Raw genomic sequence first — 18,379 nt, forward strand, 5'->3', positions numbered from 1 at the left:
AATGAAGAAACTTTATCTACTTTTGGTCACGGCGCTCTTCGCCGCCCCGCTGACGATGGCAGGACAGGAAGACAACGACGATCATGACGAGGATGTCATCACCGTGACTGATGAGCATGGAAAGAAAGAGGAGCTGGATGTACCGGAGGGTATGACTTACAGCCTCGACTCCCTGCTCTCCCAATATAACGCCAAGATGTATCTCCAACCCGATACCACCTGTCATTTCAAGGATGAGAATCCTTCCTTTGACCAAGAGGTGTATATCGACCGCCTGCGCCGTATGCCGACAATCATGGAGATGCCCTATAATGATATTGTACAGAAATTCATCGACCGCTATAGCGGAGAGCTGCGCCACAGCGTGAGCTATATGCTCGGTGCCAGCAATTTCTATATGCCGATTTTCGAACAGGCGCTGGAGACCTACAACCTCCCGCTCGAACTGAAATATCTCCCGGTCATCGAGTCGGCACTGAACCCGAGAGCCGTCAGTCGTGTCGGCGCCACAGGTCTCTGGCAGTTCATGCTCTCCACGGGCAAACGATACGGTCTCGAGGTCAACTCGCTCGTCGACGAGCGCCGTGATCCGTTGAAAGCTTCCTATGCCGCCGCCCATTATCTCTCCGATCTGTATAAGATCTACGGCGACTGGAACCTCGTCATCGCCGCCTATAACTGCGGCCCGCAGAAACTCAACAAGGCGATTCACCGTGCCAAGGGGAAAACGGACTACTGGCATATCTATCCTTATCTGCCACGGGAGACACGAGGCTATGTACCGGCATTCATTGCCGCCAACTATATCATGACCTACTACTGCGATCATAACATCTGCCCGATGATCACAGAGCTGCCGGCAAAATCCGACACCGTCGTCGTCAACCAAGACGTCCACTTCGAACAGATCTCCGCCATCCTCGGCATCAGTACCGACGAACTGGAAGCGCTGAACCCGCAGTACCGCCACGACATCGTCAACGGCCTCACAGAGCCGCGCGCCCTGCGTCTCCCGGCCTCTCTCATCGGTCCGTTCATCGATCATGAGGACTCGATCTACAACTATAAGGCTGATGAGTACTTACAGAAACGCACCATCGTAGATGTCAACGATGAGACGGTCGGCCGCTCCCACCGTAGCTCTTCCCGCAGTAAGGCCCGTCGCACACGGAGAAACCGCAATACGAATGAAGACAGTCAGGACAGGACGACGGACAAACCGAACGACGGATCTTCAGACGTCAACGACAACGACGATGCCGAGGACGCCTCCAACGCCTCCGAGCAAGGAGCTGCTTCGGAGGATACAGAGACCGAATCTTCTGAAGATGTCACCACGTCCCTGTCAACGACCAGCGCACACCGCTACCGTTCCACACGCCGTTCAGCGAGTCGTTCAAAGTCAAGCAACAGGAACTCTCACTCCTCCGGTCGTTCTCAGAAGAGCAAAAAGCAGAAAAAGGATAAACAGGCAGACCGTACCCAGCATGTGAAGATCCGCAAGGGGGATACCCTCAGTGAGATCGCTGAGCGCAACCACACCACGGTCAAGAAGCTCAAGCGGCTCAATGGAATCAAAGGTACCACCATTCAGCCAGGCAAGAAGCTGAAAATTAATTAGTATTTACGCCTATGGACAACCAGAACATCAAAGACTTGGAAAGAGAGCAAGCCGACAACAAGATGATCAATGATGCTTTCCAGCATCTCTTGGATACCTATCTCGCGTCACGCCATCGGAAGAAAGTGGATATTGTCACCAAAGCTTTCCACTTTGCCAATCAGGCCCATAAAGGTGTGCGCCGTCTCTCTGGTGAGCCCTATATCATGCACCCCATCGCCGTGGCCCAGATTGCCTGTGAGGAGATGGGCCTCGGCAGCACGTCCATCTGTGCTGCCCTCCTCCATGATGTCGTGGAAGATACCGACTATACGGTGGAGGATATCGAGAATATCTTCGGTCCGAAGATCGCGCAGATCGTCGACGGCCTGACGAAGATCAGTGGCGGCATCTTCGGAGACAAGGCCTCAGCACAGGCAGAGAACTTCAAGAAACTCCTGTTGACGATGAGTGATGACATCCGTGTCATCCTGATCAAGATCTGCGACCGTCTGCATAACATGCGCACCCTCGCCTCCCAGCCGGCCAACAAACAGTATAAGATTGCCGGGGAGACACTTTATATCTATGCGCCACTGGCCAACCGTCTCGGTCTGAACAAGATCAAGACGGAACTCGAAGATCTCAGTTTCCGTTATGACCATCCCCAGGAATATGCCAATATAGAAGCCAAGCTCGCTTCCACACAGGCGCAGCGTGACACCCTCTTTAAGGCTTTTACCGACCCAATCCGTAAATCCCTTGATGCCATGGGCGTAAAATATATCATCAAAGCCCGTGTGAAGAGTCCCTACTCCATCTGGATGAAGATGCAGAACAAGCATGTCACCTTCGAAGAAATCTATGACATCCTTGCCGTTCGTATCATCTATACTCCTGATAAACGGGAGAATGAGATCAACGAATGTTTCCAGATTTATGTGGCCCTGAACAAACTCTACAAGAGTCATCCCGACCGTATCCGCGACTGGGTAAACCATCCGAAAGCCAACGGTTACCAGGCGCTCCATGTCACCTTGATGAGTAAACAAGGCCGTTGGATCGAAGTACAGATCCGTAGTGACCGAATGGATGAGATCGCCGAGCAGGGCTTCGCCGCCCATTGGAAATATAAAGAAGGTGGCGGAGAGTATACGGAGGACGAGAATGAACTCAACGACTGGCTTGGCACCATCAAGGAGATCCTCGACGACCCACAGCCCGACGCGATGGACTTCCTCGACTCCATCAAACTGAACCTCTTCGCTTCCGAGATCTTCGTCTTCACGCCGAAAGGAGAGATCAAGACGATGCCCGCCGGCTGTACGGCCCTCGACTTCGCCTTCCAGATCCATACCTTCCTCGGCAGTCATTGTATAGGTGCGAAAGTAAACCATAAACTCGTGCCGCTGAGCCATCAGCTGCAGAGTGGTGACCAGGTAGAGATCCTCACGTCAAAGAGCCAGCATGTACAGGCCAACTGGCTGAACTTCGCCACCACGGCAAAAGCAAAATCAAAGATCCAGGCCATTCTCCGTCGTGACAACCGAGAGATTCAGAAGAAAGGCGAGGAGATCTTCAAAGACTGGTTGAAAAAGAACAATCTGGAACTCTCCAACTCTATCGTTGACAAGCTCTGTGACTTCCATGACCTACAGAAACATGAATCGTTCTTCCAGGCCATCGGTGACCGCAGCCTGCTCCTCGGAGAGAAGGATCTCGACGAGCTTCAAGGCAGAAACAAGAAGCCCAACGGTGGTGGCTGGCGTCGTTATGTGCCATTCTTGAAATCGAAAGAAGCAGAAGAGAACAAGCCTAAGACGGCGAAACTCATCGTCAACAAGGACTTCAATAAGAAACAGCCGATTATCATCACCGAAGAGAATATCGATACGTTCATCTTCCCCGACTGTTGTCATCCGATTCCCGGTGATGACATCATGGGATATATCGACAACAAGAATCATATCGAGATCCATAAACGAGCCTGTCCTGTCGCCGCCAAGCTCAAGAGCAGCTTTGGTAACCGTATCGTTGACGCCAAATGGGATATGCACCGCCGCCTCTATTTCGACGCTACGATACAGATTCAGGGCATCGACCGCAAAGGCATGCTCCTCGATGTCGCCAAAGTGATCTCCGGTGAACTGAACGTCAATATTAAGAAGGTGACGATCAGCACCAATCAGGGCATCTTCGACGGCAGCCTCGAGCTCCGTGTCCATGAGCGCGCCGATATGAAAGTCATCATCGATAACCTCAAGGGTATCGACGGTCTTCAGGAAGTACAGCAGATCCTTTAAAGGATCTGCCTTTCCGCTTCCGTTCTATGAAAACTAAATCAACAAGATATGCACAAACTACTTACTCTACTCTTCTTTTTTGCACCCCTCATGGCCTCCGCTGCCAACCCGTATGACAACCCCGATACCCTGTTTGTCGCACAAGACGGCAGTGCCCCGTTCCATACCATCGCCGATGCCGTGGAAGTCTGTCGCGCTTTCATGGACTATCACAAGGTGATCTTTATCAAGAAAGGAACCTATCACGAGAAACTCATCATCCCCTCTTGGCTGACGAACATCGAGCTCTGCGGTGAAGACCGTGATGCCACCATCATCACGTGGAGCGATCACGCGAACATGCCCATCCCCGGTACGAACCAGAAGATGGGAACCTTCCGTACCTTCACCGTGCGTGTCGACGGCAACGCCATCACACTGAAGAACCTCACCATTGAGAACAACGCCCCTCGTCTCGGTCAGGCTGTCGCCCTCCATACGCAAGGCAGCCATCTCGTCTTCCGCAACTGCCGTTTCCTCGGCAATCAGGATACCGTCTATACCGGCGGCATCGGCACCTCTCTTCTCTTCGACCATTGCTATATCGAGGGAACGACGGACTTTATCTTCGGTCCTAGTGAGGCATGGTTTCAGAACTGTATCCTTTACAGTAAGATCAACAGTTATATCACCGCTGCCAGTACACCGAAAGGCCAGGCCCGCGGCTATGTCTTCGACCACTGTACATTGACGGCTGCTCCCGGCGTCACACAGTGTTATCTCGGTCGTCCGTGGCGCCCGTATGCGAAGACGGTCTTCCAATATTGCGACATGGGCGTGCATATCCGTCCCGAAGGTTGGTACAACTGGAATGATCCCCGCAATGAAAAGACGGCTTTCTATGCCGAATACAAAAACACGGGAAAGGGTTACCAGCCACAATCCCGTGTTTCGTGGAGCCATCAATTGACCGGGCCGGTCAATTGAAATGGAGAATGGAGAATGGAGAATGGCGGCAGATCTGCCATCATTTTCCATTATCCATTTTCCGTTCTCCATTTATTATCTATTCTCCATTTTCCGTTCTCCATTATTCTTTAGAATTCAGGGCTCGTGCCGCGTTGAGGACGCAGAGGACCATCACACCAACATCACCAAAGACAGCGAGGGGCATGGCGAAACGTCCGAGAACGCCGAGGGCGACGAGGACAAGGATAAGGATCTTCACGGCAATGGCGAACGTGACATTCTCCCGTGCGATGGCCAGCGTATGACGGGCGATACGGATGGCCGTAGCAATCTTGCTCGGCTTGTCATCCATCAGCACGACATCAGCGGCCTCAATGGCAGCATCACTGCCCATGGCTCCCATGGCGATGCCAACATCAGCACGGGCGAGGACCGGCGCGTCGTTGATACCGTCGCCGACAAAGGCCAGCCGCTCTCCCTCCGGTTTTTCCTTGATATATTTCTCCACGTAAGACACCTTATCAGCCGGCAACAGTTCCGCATGCCAAGCATCAAGGCCGAGTTCACCGGCGACATGGTCGGCCACCGCTTTCTTATCGCCCGTGAGCATCACCGTCTTCTTCACGCCCAAAGCCTTCAGCCGGCTGATGGCTTCTTTCGAATCTTCCTTGATCTGATCATTGATCACGACATGTCCGGCGTAGACACCGTCGATAGCCACATGGATCGTCGTGCCCTGGAGATGACAGGGATGCCACTGTGCACCAATACTGTCCATGAGTTTCTCGTTTCCGACATAAACTTTCTTGCCGTTGACCTCTGCGACGATACCCTTTCCGGCAATCTCTTCCGTATGTTCCACCTGACATTTCGTACACGGCTTCCCGTAAGCCTGACGAAGTGCCATGGCGATGGGATGGGTAGAGAACTGTTCCACATGGGCAGCCAGATGAAGAAGTTCATGTTGGTCGAGCTGCTCAGGATGCACGGCCTCAACGGCAAAGACGCCCTTCGTCAACGTACCGGTCTTATCGAAGACAACGATTCCCGTCTTATCGAGCACATCCATATAGTTTCCACCCTTGATCAGGATACCCTTGCGCGAGGCGCCGCCGATACCACCGAAGAAAGCCAGCGGAACGGAGATGACAAGGGCACAGGGACAGCTGACGACGAGGAAGCTCAACGCCCTGTAGAGCCAAATGCTGAAACCATCCACGTAGGAAGAATAGAAAAATGGCGGGATGAAAGCCAGCGCCACCGCCAAGAAAACGACAATGGGCGTATACACTTTCGCGAAACGATGGATGAAGGTCTCACTCTTACTCTTGTTCTGTGATGACGACTCCACGAGTTGGATAATCTTGGACGCCGTCGACTCCCCGAAAGATTTCGTCACACGGATACGCAATACACCACTGAGATTCACGCAGCCACTATAGACATTGTCACCTACCGTACACTGCCGCGGCATGCTCTCTCCCGTCAGCGCCACGGTGTTCAGGCTCGACTCACCCTCGACGATCTCACCATCCATCGGAATCTTTCCGCCGGGCTTGACGACAACGATATCGCCAATCTTCACCGTCTCCGGACTGACCTCTGTGACTTTTCCTTTTTTCTCCAGGAACGCCGTGTCGGGGCGCAGATCCATCATCGCCGAGATAGACTTCCGGCTCTTGTCCTCGGCATAGTCCTCAAAGAGTTCACCAACCTGAAAGAAGAGCATGACGAAGACGGCTTCCAGCATCTGGTTCTCCGCTCCCGGAAGGAAGCCGATGAGCAAGGCGCCGATGGTAGCGATGGCCATCAGAAAGTCCTCATCGAAAGGATCACCCTCCTTGATGCCCTCCCACGCCTCGCCGAGGACATCATAGCTTATATATATATAAGGTATAAGATATACCAATAACAACTGCCATGTCGGCAGACCGGCAAAGTGCTCTTCGAGCCAGGCGATGAGAAGAAGCACCGCCGTCAGGAGAATTCTAAGAAGTTTCTTATTCATATGTGTTATATTTACTTTTCCGAGTGCAAAATTATGATTTTCTGGTTGCAACCTGGTTGCAATGTTACGTTTTATTCATTTTATCCACCTCTCCCGGAAGAAGACGAATCATGTCCCAACAAATGAAAAAAAAGACTGCACAAAAGAAAAAGATTGTGCAAACATCTGCACAAAAGAAAGAGATATGTGCATTTATATGCTTTTTTATTTGTTCAAGACGCAAAAAGTTAGTAATTTTGCAGCCGGTTTAAGTTGTCATGAAGATGGCCGAGCCAATCAATTTGCAAATTAATTATCATTTTTATATTATATGAAATTGAAAATCGTTGTACTTGCCAAGCAGGTACCAGACACAAGAAATGTGGGAAAGGACGCCATGACCGCCGAAGGAACGGTCAACCGCGCCGCCCTTCCCGCTATTTTCAATCCTGAAGACTTGAATGCCCTGGAGCAGGCGCTCCGTATCAAGGAGCAGAACCCCGGCACGACAGTGACGATGCTCACCATGGGTCCTCCCCGTGCCGGTGAGATCATTCGCCAGGGCCTCTACCGTGGTGCCGACGACGGTATCCTTCTCACCGACCGCAAGAGTGCCGGTGCCGATACCCTCGCCACCTCTTATTTCCTGGCCAAAGCTATTGAGAAGATCGACAAGGAGATCGGTCATGTCGACATCGTCCTCGGCGGCCGTCAGGCCATCGATGGTGATACGGCACAGGTCGGTCCGCAGGTAGCACAGAAACTGGGTTTGAACCAGGTGACCTACGCTGAGGAAGTGCTGAAGATCGAGGATGGCAAGGCCACGATCCGCCGTCATATCGATGGTGGCGTAGAGACCGTCGTCGCTCCCCTGCCCGTTGTCATCACCGTCAACGGCAGTGCTGCTCCCGCCCGTCCCTGCAATGCCCGCCTCGTGATGAAGTATAAGTATGCCACCTGTCCGATGGAGCGCAAGGGTGATGAGCCGTGGGCTGCCCTCTATGAGAGCCGTCCCTACCTCACGCTGGGCCAGTGGAGCATCGCCGACTGTGGTGCCGACTACAACCAGTGTGGTCTCGCCGGCAGTCCTACGAAGGTGAGTGCCGTGAAGAGCATTGTCTTCCAGGCCAAGGAGAGTGTCAGCCTGACGAGTGCTGATGCCGACATCGAAGGTTTGGTGAAAGAATTGTTGGACAAAAATATTATTGGCTAATCAAAAGATATGAACAACGTTTTTGTATATTGTGAAGTAGAAGGAACCACCGTTCAGGAGGTCTCCCAGGAACTTCTTACCAAAGGTCGCAAATTGGCCAATAAGTTAGGCGTAGACCTCGAGGCTGTTGTCGCCGGTACCGGTATCAAAGGCAAGGTAGAGGATCAGATCCTTCCTTACGGTGTCGACACGCTGTATGTCTTCGATGGTGAGGGTCTCTTCCCTTACACCTCTGCGCCGCATACGGATATCGTCGTGAAACTCTTCCAGGAGGAACAGCCGCAGATCGCCCTCATGGGTGCCACGGTCATCGGCCGTGATCTCGGTCCGCGTGTCTCTGCCGCCCTCACCTCCGGTCTTACCGCCGACTGTACGCAGTTGGAGATCGGCAGCTATGACGACAAGAAGAGTGGCAAGCACTACGAGAACATGCTCCACGCCATCCGTCCCGCCTTCGGTGGTAACATCGTCGCTACCATCGTCAACCCCGAGCACCGTCCGCAGATGGCTACCGTCCGTAGCGGTGTCATGCAGAAAGCCGTTTACGACGGCAAGGCCAAGGGCCAGGTCGTCTACAAGGATCCGAAGGACTATGTTGCTGCTACCTCTTATGCCGTTCAGGTCATCGACCGTCATGTCGAGGCAGCGAAGAACAACCTCAAGGGCGCTCCCATCGTTGTCGCCGGAGGTTACGGCATGGGCTCCAAGGAAGGCTTCGATATGCTCTTCGAGCTCGCTAAGGAACTTCACGGTGAGGTCGGCGCCAGCCGTGCCGCCGTCGATGCCGGTTGGGTAGACCACGACCGTCAGATCGGCCAGACGGGTGTCACCGTCCATCCGAAGGTTTATATCGCCTGCGGTATCAGCGGTCAGATCCAGCACATCGCCGGTATGCAGGACGCCGGTATTATCATTTCCATCAATACCGATCCTGACGCGCCGATCAACAAGATCGCCGACTATGTCATCACGGGTTCCGTAGAGGACGTGGTGCCGAAGCTCATCAAATATTACAAACAGAATACGAAGTAAATAAATATGGCTAATTATTATAGCGATCATCCGGAGATAGCGTTCCACCTGAACCATCCGTTGATGAAGCGTATCGTAGAACTGAAAGAAAGAAACTACGCTGACGCAGCAACTTATCCTGATGCACCGGTCAACTACGACGATGCCATCGAGAACTACAAGCGCATCCTCGACATCACGGGCGATGTGGCTGCCAACATCATCGAGCCGAACAGTGAGGCTGTAGACCTTGAAGGTCCGCATCTCGTCGACGGCCGTATGCATTACGCCAGCAAGACTTACGAGAACCTCGACGCTACGCGCAAGGCCGGTCTGTGGGGTGTCTCCATGCCGCGCCGTTACAAAGGTCTGAACCTCCCGAACACGGTCTTCTCCATGCTCTCCGAGGTCATCTCCGCTGCTGACGCAGGCTTCCAGAACATCTGGTCGCTGCAGAGCTGTATCGACACCCTCTATGAGTTCGGCAGCGAGGAGCAGCGCCAGAAGTATATTCCGCGCGTCGCTGAGGGCGCTTCCATGTCCATGGACCTCACGGAGCCTGATGCCGGTAGTGACCTGCAGCGTGTCATGCTGAAAGCCACGCAGGATGAAGATGGCACATGGCGTCTGAATGGCGTAAAGCGTTTCATCACCAATGGTGACAGCGATATCCACCTCGTCCTCGCCCGCAGCGAGGCCGGCACGCACGATGGCCGTGGCCTCTCCATGTTCATCTACGACAAGCAGAACGGTGGCGTCACCGTCCGTCATATCGAGAACAAGCTCGGTATCCACGGCTCTCCTACCTGTGAGCTCGTCTTCAAAAATGCCAAGGCAGAGCTCTGCGGCAGCACACGTCTCGGCCTCATCAAGTATGTCATGGCCCTGATGAACGGTGCCCGCCTCGGTATCGCCGCACAGAGTGTCGGTGTGGAGCAGGAAGCCTACAATGAAGGCCTCGCCTATGCCCGTGAGCGCCAGCAGTTTGGTGAGAAGATCATCAACTTCCCCGCTGTCTACGACATGCTGAGCCGTATGAAGGCTAAGCTCGACGCCGGTCGCAGCCTCCTCTATCAGACGGCCCGCTACGTCGATATCTACAAGGCTCTGGAGGATATCAGCCGTGACCGCAAGCTCACTCCGGAGGAACGTCAGGAGATGAAGAAATACTCCCGCCTCGCTGATGCCTTCACGCCGATCGCCAAGGGTATGAACTCCGAGTATGCCAACCAGAACGCCTACGACGCTATCAGCATCCACGGTGGTAGTGGTTTCATCATGGAGTACAAGAGTCAGCGTCTCTACCGTGATGCTCGTATCTTCTCCATCTATGAGGGTACGACACAGCTGCAGGTCGTCGCTGCCGTACGTTACATCACCAACGGCACCTACCTGAACATCATCAAGGAGATGCTCGAGCAGCCTGTCGCCGACGAGCTGAAGCCGCTGCAGGACCGCGTCCGCAAGATGGTAGAGCTGTATGAGGCTTCCATCGAGTATGTCAAGGCTGCCGGCAACCAGGATCTCCATGACTTCCTCGCCCGTCGTCTCTACGACATGACGGCAGAGATCATCATGAGTCTCCTCATCCTCGACGATGCCACACGTGCCCCCGAGCTCTTCAAGAAGAGTGCCGAGGTCTATGTCCGTGCTGCCGAAGAGGCTGTCATCGGCAAGGCTGCCTATGTTCAGAACTTCAAGGTTGAGGATCTGGACAGCTTCAAGGCTGAATAATATTTTCTCACCGGCCCAATGGACAACCGCCCATTGGGCCGGTGCTAAGATAGCTCACTATAGACCTTATAGCTCCCTATAGAAAACTATAGCTTCCTATAGATCTATCGCGAGCTATTATTTTCTATCGCGAGCTATAGAAATCTATTGCGAGCTATAAAATCCCCCCCTAACTATGATAACCATTTCCCACGTCTCCAAACACTACGATGGCCACACGGCCCTCGATGATGTCTCCCTGGAAATTCCCAAGGGACAGATCTTCGGTCTTCTCGGACCCAACGGTGCCGGCAAGACCACCCTCATCCGCATTCTCAACCGCATCACGATGCCCGACGAAGGCACGATCACGTTCAACGGTCACGCCATCACCGATGCTGACGTCTTGAATATCGGCTACCTCCCCGAGGAGCGCGGCCTCTATCCGAAGATGAAGGTCGGCGAACAAGCCGTCTATCTTGCCCGTCTGAAAGGCCTCTCCCGTAAGGAAGCCGTCAAGCGTCTGAGAGCATGGTTTGAGAAATTCGGTATCTCCTCCTGGTGGGACAAGAAAGTAGAGGAACTGTCGAAGGGTATGGCCCAGAAAGTACAGTTCATCACCACCGTCCTCCACAACCCCGACCTGCTGATTTTCGACGAGCCGTTCTCGGGCTTCGATCCCGTCAACGCGAACCTGTTGAAGAAAGAAATCCTTGAACTGAAAGAGCAGGGCCATACGATTATCTTCTCCACCCATAACATGGAGAGTGTGGAGGAAATCTGTGACCATATCGCCCTCATCAACCACAGTAAGGTCGTCTTGCGGGGAAAGGTCAGTGAGGTGAAACAGCAGTTCGCCACCGAACATTACGAGCTGACGACACGTGAGCCGTTGCCGAAAGATTTCTCCACCTATCAGATCATGAAGGATACGGAAGAGAACGGCATGCATCATTACGACTTGATGAAACTGCCGTCGATGAACGATGTATTTCTGAAAGTTGTCAACCCTCAATAAATACTCCCCATGAACAAGATTCCTATTATCATCGAGACCGAATATCTGCAGCGTGCGCGTAAGAAGAGTTTCATCATTCTCACGCTCCTCATGCCGTTTATCATCGCCGCCCTGATCTTCGTTCCGATCTGGCTCGGCACCATCAACAGTAATGATCAGAAAGACATTGCCGTCATCGACAGTACCTATCAGTATGCCCAGGCACTGAAGGATAACGAACAGTATCATTTCATCACCGTCCCGGCGATCCTGCCCGAGATGAAGACGGACTCTTCCAACTTCGAGGCCGTCGTCCAGATCCGTGGCGACCTCGTCAAAGGCACGGGTAATGTCGCGATCTACAGTCGCAAAGAGGTACCGCAGGACCTCAGCAACTATGTCGACGATAAGATCAATGAGAAAGTCTATCATGCGCGCCTCGCCGCCACGGGTATCCCACAGATTGCCGAGGTGGTGAAGAATGCGGAGAAAGAGGTTACGCTGAAGACCTACAAATGGGCCGAAGACGGCAAGGAGGGCAGTTCCGACTCCGTGGCGGCAATGGTCATCGGCGGCGTGACGATGATGCTTATCTATATGTTTGTCATGATGTATGGCGCCATGGTCATGAATAGTGTCACACAGGAGAAGACGAACCGCATCGTGGAAGTGATGGTGAGCAGCGTGAAACCCTTCCAGCTGATGATGGGCAAGATCATTGCCATCTTCCTCGTGGGACTGACGCAGATGGTCATCTGGGGCGTGCTGCTGACGGTGATCCTCGGCATTGCCGGAGCGGTATTCGGCATCACCTCCAATCCGGACATGCTCGCGCAACAGAGTGCGATGGCCCAACAAGGCATGACGGCCGCCGGCGGTATCGATCCCGACACGCTGTCGACGATCCACTCGTTCATGAACCTGCCATATACGGAGATCATCATCTGTTTCATCCTCTTTTTCTTGGGTGGTTATCTCCTCTTTGCCAGTTTCTTCGCTGCCGCAGGAGCCAGCGTGAACAACGCCGATGACGCCGGACAGTTCGTCATGCCCGTCACCATGATCATGGTCTTCGGCATCTACGCCGCCTCGGCAAGTATCAACAATCCCGACGGCCCGTTGGCATTCTGGACAAGCCTCATCCCGCTGACCTCACCTATCGTGATGATGGTCCGCCTGCCGTTCGGTGTCCCGTTGTGGCAAATTGCTCTTTCTATTGCCCTGCTCTTTGCCTCTGCCATTGGCATGGTGTGGATCAGCGGAAAGATCTACCGCACGGGAATCCTTATGTATGGCAAAAAACCGAGCCTGAAGGAGATGATCCGCTGGGCAAGGAAATAATCTACTCATCAGGGCGGCCTATATGGCCGCCTTGATTGTATAAACATTTTATTAGGCAGTATAAATATTTATTTTTAACATGAGATACAGGTTCATTTTCGCGATGAAATTCACGGAGTCGAACTTTCGCCCGAAATTCGCGAATTTTGGCCGTATTTCACAAATTTCTATAAATCAACAAGATACAAAATTACATTCAAAACAGGCTGTATGATTATGCAGCAAAAGCTGTATAAAGCGCTAATATCCGCCCTCAAAATCACAAGAATATACCATTTTCTCCGTTATTTCCGACGGCTATCTACGAAAGATAGAAAATTTTCCTTCGTGCAGAATTTTTTATCTATCGTATTTACGATCGAAAAACACCATCCCCACTCCATTTTCCTCGAAATTTCACTCTTTTCCGCTCTAGAATAAAAGTGCCGTGGGGCAATTTTTCAGAAAGAAACATTGCATAAATATGTAGGGACATGATTCATCATGTTCCGTCACAAACGGGAAAACGTAGGGACATGATTTACCATGTTCCGATTTAGGACGGCCACAAGGGCCGCCCACTACGGAGGCAGATCTGCCCTGCTTATTGTTCGGGATATTGCTGGTAGATCTTCAGGCCGAAGGAAGGGATGACGGCATAGAGGTATTCGAAGATTGCGGCCTGCGTATGCTCGTAACGAACCCAGACTTTCTCTTTCAGAAAGAAATAGAACTCAATGGGGAGACCGCACTGCGTCGGCTCCATCTGCCGCACCATCAGCGTCATTTTCGCGTTGACATCCTCACGGTGGCGCAACCAGTGCTCCACGAAGGCACGGAAGACGGTGAGGTTCACTTCGCCCTCCTTCGCCAACGGCTGCGCCTCTTTCGGCAACCGGTTGATATCGTCAGCAGAGAGAGGCTTGATACTACGGAAATCCAAATAAAGGATACGCTTCACGCGTCGTCCGCCACCCTCCTGCATGTTCCGCCAGTTCTGAAAAGAGCCATTGATCAGGCTCAGCGGTGAGACCGTAGTGATGGTATTGTCGAAGTTGCGGATCTTCACCGTGGAGAGCGTCATCTCCTGTACGATACCATTGGCATTCGCCGACGGTACGGTGATCCAGTCGCCGGCATGCAACATGTCATTGCTCGTCAATCGGATACCGGCGACCAAGCCTTCTATCGTGTCCTTGAAGACCAACATCAGGATGGCGGAGGTAGCGCCCAAACCGGCGAAGAGATGCAGCGGACTCTTGTCGAGGGCGATGGCGACGACAATGATCACGGAGACGAAGATCGCGACAATCTTTAGTACGCCACAGAACGACTTCAGATACTGCCGTGCCGCCGAACGGCCCTCCGACATGCCCATCTCCGGCCCTTCGAGATCGTCGAAGGAGCCGATGAAGATCGTGACGGCACGTGTCGCCATAATCGTGATATAGATGGCTGTAGCACGGGCGAGCAGTTCCCGGACAAGAGGGAACTGGTAGAACACCATCGGCAGGAATTTCCAGATGACGATGGCCGGCACGATGGCGCAGAGGGCCCGCAGCACACGCTCGTTAAAGAGGATCTCATCCCATGTCGCTTCTGTCTTCGCCGTGATCTTCTGTGCCAACGGCATCAGTACCTTCCGGCAGAACCAACCGGCGAGGGCCGCGAGGAGTACAGCGACGACGATCAGCAGCACATGTCTGAGGATATGCACCGCCGGTCCGTGGACACCCGCAAGCATGATCGCCTGCTCTATCAATATTCGAATCTTCTCCATAATTATTGTGGCATACACATCGCCTCGCAGACGCGGTCGGCAAATGTGCGGGCATTATTGCCGTGCATGATACCGTTGTTGATAATGGCGAAACAGAGGTCATCCCCATTCGACGCCTTACAATAGCCTGCCAAAGAAATAATTCCTGCGAGTGTGCCTGTCTTCGCATGGACATTCCCACAGGTGAACGAGCCCTTCATGCGCTTCTTCAGTGTGCCGTCGACACCGGCAATGGGCAGCGCCTGATAGAGATGATAATAGATATTTCCCTGACCATAGGCATAACGGAGCAGGCGCACGAGGAGTTCGGCACTGACATAATTATATAAGGAGAGCCCACTGCCATCGGCGAGGCGATAGCGCGAGGCGTCAAGACCGATACGCTGGATGAGCTGCCGCTCTACCAGACGGGCACTGCGTGCTGACGCCGGACGGTTGCCCGTGGCAGCGGCAATCTGATAATACATCGATTCGGCATAGAGGTTGTCACTCTCCTTGAGCATTTTCACGAGAACCTGATCGATGGAGTGCGTACGCGTGGAGATCGTGAAGGCATCAGCGGGACAACGGCCTTCTTTCGTACTGTAATAAGAATAATAGATCCCCGCCTCTCCGAGTTTTTTGAGGAACCGATTCATGAAATCATCTTTCCGGGAAAGGAGGAGCGGCGTGAGCGTGGGATTCTTGTCATCCCAACACCATCCTTCACCGTATGGGTCACTGTCTTTCATCGTCTTGTCGGCATAGAGGTACCCCCGGATGGTATCGATACCCATCTCTTTGATACTGTTGACGAAAGAGGTAAGGTCATCACTGTTGAAGCGCGGGTCCATGCCACCGACAACATAGAGATCTCCATTGAGGACATGATTCTCCACCCGACCGGTATACTTCAGCGTTGTCTTAAACTGATAAGAGCCGCCGAGCTTATCGAGGGCCGTGATCGCCGTGACGAGTTTCATGCAGGAGGCCGGGCGCATGAGCTGGTGCTGCCGATAGGCAAAGATGCACGAGTCCGCCTTCAGATCCCATACCATCATGCCGACCTGTGAGGTCTCAAACATCTTTGACTCCAAGAGTTTACTAATTTTTTTCTGTACCGATACAGGCCAAGGGAGGCTCTTCAGCGTATCCTCCCCAAGGGAGACGATGTCCGCTGAGTCGACCTTCTCATCATCATCCTGTTGTACCTCAACCTCTTCTTGATTGACCTGTGCCATCAACGGCAGTGTCAACAGCCATACGAGGCATACGGCTATACATCTCATTGTTTTCATCTTCTTTCGTTATTTCCCCTGCTCAGGGCGGACGGACGTCTCTTCTGTATTGCCAGTGTTATTCGCTTGTTGCTCAGACTTCTTGTTGTTGACAGACGGATCAGCGGCGGTCTTGCGCCACGTGGCGAGGAAAGCGTCCTCGTCGACGGGCTGCACGCCGAAGACATTGCCGGGACCATAGGTGATGAGCAGGAAATGGCTCATCTTCATCGGCGTGGGCATCACACGGATACTCTTGATCTCCTCCACGGGGATCGTCACACGACGGGCGAACCGGCCGCGGTTGATGATCAGGAACCAGTGTTCCTCCTCCCGGTCTATAGGCTTGACCTTCTTAAAGGTATACTCCGTATGGAGCACACGCTCGATCATACCGACGACGATGATCATCACCAGTAGGCCCACGAAGGCCTGTCGCTCCCAGAAAAACCAGAAAGCGAGGCCGGAGAACACCATGATTCCACATTTTGATGCCAGCGTAAAACGCTGATGAAAAGTCCGTTCTGTCATAACGTCTGCAAAATTACAAAAAAAATGACGAACATGACGGATGTTTCACAGAATTTGATTAATTTTGCACTTAAATTAGAATAAGACCATCAACTTTATGGTATACAAGTATGATTTCCTGATTATCGGCTCTGGTATTGCCGGTATGAGCTACGCGTTGAAGGTAGCCCGGGCACACAAAGGAAAGGTGTGCATGATCTGTAAGACTTCTCTGGAAGAAGCCAATACCTCTTTTGCCCAAGGCGGTGTGGCCAGTGTCACCAACCTTGAAGTAGACAACTTCGAGAAACATATCCAGGACACGATGATTGCCGGCGATTACATCAGTGATCCCGCCGCCGTCCGTCAGGTTGTCACCCATGCTCCCGAACAGATTAAGGAACTCGTCGGCTGGGGCACCCATTTCGACAAGATGCAGGACGGCCGTTATGACCTCCACCGCGAGGGCGGTCATTCGGAGTTCCGTATCCTTCATCATGCCGACGACACCGGCGCGGAGATTCAGCGCGCCCTCATGGCTGCCGTCCGTGCCAACCCCGACATCGAAATCAAGGAAAATCATTTCGCCGTGGAGATCATCACGCAGCATCATCTCGGTGCCCGTGTGACGCGCCGCTCACCATATATCTACTGCTACGGTGCTTATATCCTCAACCCTGAGGGTAAGGTCGACACCTATCTCAGTAAGGTAACGGTGATGTGTACCGGCGGTTGCGGCGCCGTCTATCAGACGACGACGAACCCGATCATCGCTACCGGTGACGGTGAGGCTATGGTCTATCGTGCCAAAGGAGAAATCAAGGACATGGAGTTTGTACAGTTCCATCCTACGAGTCTCTACCATCCCGGTGAGACACATCCCGCCTTCCTCATCACGGAGGCTATGCGTGGCTACGGCGGCATTCTGAAACTGCCCAACGGTGAGACGTTCATGGAGAAATATGACAAGCGGCTGAGCCTCGCTCCGCGTGACATCGTCGCCCGTGCCATCGATAAGGAGATGAAGATCCATGGTCTTGATCATGTATACCTCGACGTGACGCATAAGAATCCCGAGGAGACGAAGCATCACTTCCCGAATATCTATGAGAAATGCAAGTCTATCGGCATCGATATCACAAAGGATATGATCCCCGTACGCCCCGCTGCCCATTATATGTGTGGCGGTATTAAGGTTGACCTCAACGGCTGTTCCAGCATCGAGCGCCTCTATGCCCTCGGCGAGTGCAGTTGCACGGGACTTCATGGCGGCAACCGTCTGGCCAGCAACTCCCTCATCGAGGCCGTCGTCTATGCTGACGCTGCCGCCAAGCACAGTGTGCAGCATGTCGACGACTACGACTTCAACGAGAAAGTCCCCGAATGGAACGATGAGGGTACGATGACGAACGAGGAGAAGGTCCTCATCACGCAGAGCGTGAAGGAGGTGGGCGAGATCATGTCCAACTACGTTGGCATCGTCCGTTCCGATCTCCGTCTGAAACGTGCCTGGGACCGCCTCGACTTGCTCTATGAAGAGACGGAGCGCCTCTTCAAGCGTGTGAAGATCAGCCGTGATCTCTGTGAGCTCCGTAATATGATCAATGTCGGTTACCTCATCACGCGTATGGCGATCGAGCGCAAGGAGAGCCGCGGTCTCCACTACACCGTCGACTATCCCGTACATGCCTACGACAAAAAGTAAAAGTAAAAAAGTAAAGAAGTAATTCTTTACTTTTTT

The 18,379-nt window shown here is 52.9% G+C and carries 13 protein-coding genes; 9 read left to right on the forward strand and 4 right to left on the reverse strand.

The genetic code is table 11. The annotated features are described in order from the left end of the window. The first annotated feature begins 1 nt into the window (after window position 1). Genes G604_RS13605 through G604_RS13610 form a run of 3 tightly spaced genes read left to right on the forward strand, consistent with a single transcriptional unit; the run spans window position 2 to window position 4,869 of the window. Window positions 2-1,621, forward strand: a complete 1,620-nt coding sequence (locus tag G604_RS13605) for a LysM peptidoglycan-binding domain-containing protein (RefSeq protein ID WP_028909616.1) — start codon at window positions 2-4, stop codon at window positions 1,619-1,621. Window positions 1,622-1,632: 11 nt separating this feature from the next. Further along, the gene (locus tag G604_RS0105110) at window positions 1,633-3,903 is read left to right on the forward strand and encodes a RelA/SpoT family protein (RefSeq protein ID WP_028909617.1); all 2,271 of its coding nucleotides are present in this window, start codon (window positions 1,633-1,635) and stop codon (window positions 3,901-3,903) included. Between the two features lie 48 nt (window positions 3,904-3,951). Further along, window positions 3,952-4,869 (forward strand): pectinesterase family protein, encoded by a 918-nt coding sequence (locus tag G604_RS13610; protein ID WP_051220236.1) that lies wholly within the window; start codon window positions 3,952-3,954, stop codon window positions 4,867-4,869. 103 nt (window positions 4,870-4,972) lie between these two features. Here the strand turns inward: G604_RS13610 and G604_RS0105120 are convergent, their stop codons facing one another. Further along, window positions 4,973-6,859, reverse strand: a complete 1,887-nt coding sequence (locus G604_RS0105120; protein WP_028909618.1) for a heavy metal translocating P-type ATPase — start codon at window positions 6,857-6,859, stop codon at window positions 4,973-4,975. Between the two features lie 310 nt (window positions 6,860-7,169). Here G604_RS0105120 and G604_RS0105130 point away from each other — a divergent pair, with 310 nt between their 5' ends. The 5 genes from G604_RS0105130 (at window position 7,170) to G604_RS0105150 (ending at window position 13,113) form a co-directional block, all read left to right on the forward strand. Further along, window positions 7,170-8,051 (forward strand): electron transfer flavoprotein subunit beta/FixA family protein, encoded by an 882-nt coding sequence (locus G604_RS0105130; protein ID WP_028909620.1) that lies wholly within the window; start codon window positions 7,170-7,172, stop codon window positions 8,049-8,051. A 9-nt stretch (window positions 8,052-8,060) separates the two neighbouring features. Further along, window positions 8,061-9,083 (forward strand): electron transfer flavoprotein subunit alpha/FixB family protein, encoded by a 1,023-nt coding sequence (locus G604_RS0105135; RefSeq protein ID WP_028909621.1) that lies wholly within the window; start codon window positions 8,061-8,063, stop codon window positions 9,081-9,083. Window positions 9,084-9,089: 6 nt separating this feature from the next. Further along, the gene (locus tag G604_RS0105140; RefSeq protein ID WP_028909622.1) at window positions 9,090-10,796 is read left to right on the forward strand and encodes an acyl-CoA dehydrogenase family protein; all 1,707 of its coding nucleotides are present in this window, start codon (window positions 9,090-9,092) and stop codon (window positions 10,794-10,796) included. 175 nt (window positions 10,797-10,971) lie between these two features. Next, complete coding sequence (locus G604_RS0105145; RefSeq protein WP_028909623.1) at window positions 10,972-11,793, forward strand: ABC transporter ATP-binding protein; 822 nt, start codon at window positions 10,972-10,974, stop codon at window positions 11,791-11,793. A 9-nt stretch (window positions 11,794-11,802) separates the two neighbouring features. Beyond that, window positions 11,803-13,113, forward strand: coding sequence for an ABC transporter permease (locus G604_RS0105150; RefSeq protein WP_028909624.1), 1,311 nt, complete (start codon window positions 11,803-11,805; stop codon window positions 13,111-13,113). 583 nt (window positions 13,114-13,696) lie between these two features. Here G604_RS0105150 and G604_RS0105155 read toward each other — a convergent pair. Genes G604_RS0105155 through G604_RS13620 form a run of 3 tightly spaced genes read right to left on the reverse strand, consistent with a single transcriptional unit; the run spans window position 13,697 to window position 16,659 of the window. Further along, complete coding sequence (locus tag G604_RS0105155) at window positions 13,697-14,872, reverse strand: mechanosensitive ion channel family protein (RefSeq protein WP_028909625.1); 1,176 nt, start codon at window positions 14,870-14,872, stop codon at window positions 13,697-13,699. Between the two features lie 2 nt (window positions 14,873-14,874). After that, window positions 14,875-16,149: a D-alanyl-D-alanine carboxypeptidase/D-alanyl-D-alanine-endopeptidase gene (gene dacB / locus G604_RS0105160; protein WP_028909626.1), complete on the reverse strand. Its 1,275-nt coding sequence runs from the start codon at window positions 16,147-16,149 to the stop codon at window positions 14,875-14,877. Between the two features lie 9 nt (window positions 16,150-16,158). Beyond that, window positions 16,159-16,659 (reverse strand): hypothetical protein, encoded by a 501-nt coding sequence (locus G604_RS13620; protein ID WP_051220237.1) that lies wholly within the window; start codon window positions 16,657-16,659, stop codon window positions 16,159-16,161. 97 nt (window positions 16,660-16,756) lie between these two features. Here G604_RS13620 and nadB point away from each other — a divergent pair, with 97 nt between their 5' ends. Further along, the gene (nadB, locus tag G604_RS0105170) at window positions 16,757-18,343 is read left to right on the forward strand and encodes an L-aspartate oxidase (RefSeq protein WP_028909627.1); all 1,587 of its coding nucleotides are present in this window, start codon (window positions 16,757-16,759) and stop codon (window positions 18,341-18,343) included. Window positions 18,344-18,379: the final 36 nt, after the last annotated feature.

It is taken from the genome of Prevotella sp. AGR2160 (genome assembly GCF_000424185.1).
GTDB lineage: Bacteria > Bacteroidota > Bacteroidia > Bacteroidales > Bacteroidaceae > Prevotella.

Bases quoted from the DNA above. Each gene is read 5' to 3' on its own strand.
- G604_RS13620 (WP_051220237.1), bottom strand. From the start codon at position 16,659: ATGACAGAACGGACTTTTCATCAGCGTTTTACGCTGGCATCAAAATGT.
- G604_RS0105140 (WP_028909622.1), top strand. From the start codon at position 9,090: ATGGCTAATTATTATAGCGATCATCCGGAGATAGCGTTCCACCTGAAC.
- G604_RS0105145 (WP_028909623.1), top strand. From the start codon at position 10,972: ATGATAACCATTTCCCACGTCTCCAAACACTACGATGGCCACACGGCC.
- G604_RS13605 (WP_028909616.1), top strand. From the start codon at position 2: ATGAAGAAACTTTATCTACTTTTGGTCACGGCGCTCTTCGCCGCCCCG.
- G604_RS0105110 (WP_028909617.1), top strand. From the start codon at position 1,633: ATGGACAACCAGAACATCAAAGACTTGGAAAGAGAGCAAGCCGACAAC.
- G604_RS0105150 (WP_028909624.1), top strand. From the start codon at position 11,803: ATGAACAAGATTCCTATTATCATCGAGACCGAATATCTGCAGCGTGCG.
- G604_RS0105130 (WP_028909620.1), top strand. From the start codon at position 7,170: ATGAAATTGAAAATCGTTGTACTTGCCAAGCAGGTACCAGACACAAGA.
- G604_RS13610 (WP_051220236.1), top strand. From the start codon at position 3,952: ATGCACAAACTACTTACTCTACTCTTCTTTTTTGCACCCCTCATGGCC.
- nadB (WP_028909627.1), top strand. From the start codon at position 16,757: ATGGTATACAAGTATGATTTCCTGATTATCGGCTCTGGTATTGCCGGT.
- G604_RS0105155 (WP_028909625.1), bottom strand. From the start codon at position 14,872: ATGGAGAAGATTCGAATATTGATAGAGCAGGCGATCATGCTTGCGGGT.
- G604_RS0105120 (WP_028909618.1), bottom strand. From the start codon at position 6,859: ATGAATAAGAAACTTCTTAGAATTCTCCTGACGGCGGTGCTTCTTCTC.
- G604_RS0105135 (WP_028909621.1), top strand. From the start codon at position 8,061: ATGAACAACGTTTTTGTATATTGTGAAGTAGAAGGAACCACCGTTCAG.
- dacB (WP_028909626.1), bottom strand. From the start codon at position 16,149: ATGAAAACAATGAGATGTATAGCCGTATGCCTCGTATGGCTGTTGACA.